The 1,555-nt window shown below is 70.0% G+C and carries 1 protein-coding gene and 1 pseudogene; one reads left to right on the forward strand and one right to left on the reverse strand.

All coding sequences use genetic code 11. The features are described 5' to 3' along the window. Positions 1-237: 237 nt before the first annotated feature. Positions 238-993 (reverse strand): GPP34 family phosphoprotein, encoded by a 756-nt coding sequence (locus ACFWGJ_RS43615; RefSeq protein WP_387334537.1) that lies wholly within the window; start codon positions 991-993, stop codon positions 238-240. 240 nt (positions 994-1,233) lie between these two features. Between ACFWGJ_RS43615 and ACFWGJ_RS43620 the strand changes: the two are divergent. Further along, a pseudogene (locus ACFWGJ_RS43620) lies at positions 1,234-1,555 on the forward strand (D-alanyl-D-alanine carboxypeptidase); the annotation flags it as partial.

The raw sequence follows: 1,555 nt of genomic DNA on the forward strand, positions 1-1,555 counted from the left end.
GTCGTCGTCCGGACGTACGGCCCGCCGCCCCGCGCGGCCCAGCGGCTCCCGAACCGGATCATGGGGACTGCGGTGCGGCGCTGACGTGCGTGACGCGCGAGGCGTTGGTGCACGGTGGGTGCTGCGGATACGGCGGCTGAAGCGGATACAGCGGATACAGCGGTACTTCGGGGACTGCGGTCGTGCGGTGTCGCGGTGCTCCGTCGTGTCGGTGGAACCGTGCCGTGGACCGGTGACTCAGTGAGCCACGGCGCGTGCCATCGAACTGCGGTGCGGTTGCATCGGGACGCCCCTGGCGGGCTCCGGTGCGGGCCTGGCTCCGGGGGCGGCCTGACGGCCGGCCGGTGCCGGGCTGCGGCGCGGCTGTGCGGCCACTCCGTTCTGGACGTCCATCACGGCGTGCGCCACGAGTCCGCCCATGGGGTCGTGCCTGATCAGGTCCCGGAGTCGGGAGCGCGACGAACGCCCTTCGTTCCCCGGGTAGAGGTGCTTGCCCAGCCCCACGGCGTGCGCCAGTGCGGCCAGAGCGGCGGTCCGCGGGTCCGGCGGGACGCCGGTGCGGATCGCGCTGTCCAGCCGGGCCCTGATCTCCCGGCTGATTTCCGTGTCCGTCGCCTGGTAGCGAGTCGTCGGAAGCACCCCGCACATCTGGCCCGCCACGGCATGAACCATGCCGCATCGCTCCAGATGCGAGAGATATGTCTGGCGCAACCCCAGTCGGGGCCCGCCGATCCAGTTCACAGCGCGTACTGGAGCACCCCGCCTGCGGAGTAGTTCCAGCGCACAGTCCAAGGTCGGATCTCCGGTCGGCCGTGGTGCCACCACGGCGATACGATCCCCGTCTGGGGCTATCCGTCCGGCCAGCGCCAGCTCCACTAGCTGTGCTCCGGCCAGACCGAGGTCGAGCGACTGCGGCTGTGCGGTGGTACCCGTGGTCGGGTCCAACGCCAGCAGCAGAAGCTCCTCCGGAAGTGTTCTGCGGCTCCTGCCCATCCATGCCTCCCCGCGTGGATGAATGACAGGGTGACCCCTCTCACATTGGTCTGTCGAGAGCACGTGACCGGTTCGTAGTGGAACCAGTAGATATGTCGTTCTCGTCTACCGCAGGGGTCAATCCCTCACACAGGACACTGGTAGATGGTTCGGACACGGGTGTCCGGGCCGCGTGTGCACTGTTTAACGGGTTCATGGTTCGGTTGGGCGCACGGTGTGTGGCGCACGGAGGAGGCATCGGTGGCGGGCGAGTCCCCCGACAGGTCGAAGCAGCACGAGTCGTCGGCAGAACCGACGTCGGGGAGCAAGGTTCCGGTTCCGGACCCGCGGCTGGCGGTCGCGCGGGAGACCGTGACGGCGGCTGCCCGGGTCGACACGGCGACGGCGGTCTTCTCGACGAAGCGCGCCACGGAGGCGGCGCGCTCCGCGTCCGCGGGTTCCGCGGACGCGGCAGGCTCTGCGGGTTCCGCGGACGCGGAGGAGATTGCGGAGTCGGCTGCCGGGAGTTCCCAGGGGAGTGACGGTTCTGCGGAGCCGGAGAGTTCCGCGGAGGGTGCCGGGA

The sequence above is a fragment of the Streptomyces sp. NPDC060205 genome, assembly GCF_042728395.1.
GTDB lineage: Bacteria > Actinomycetota > Actinomycetes > Streptomycetales > Streptomycetaceae > Streptomyces.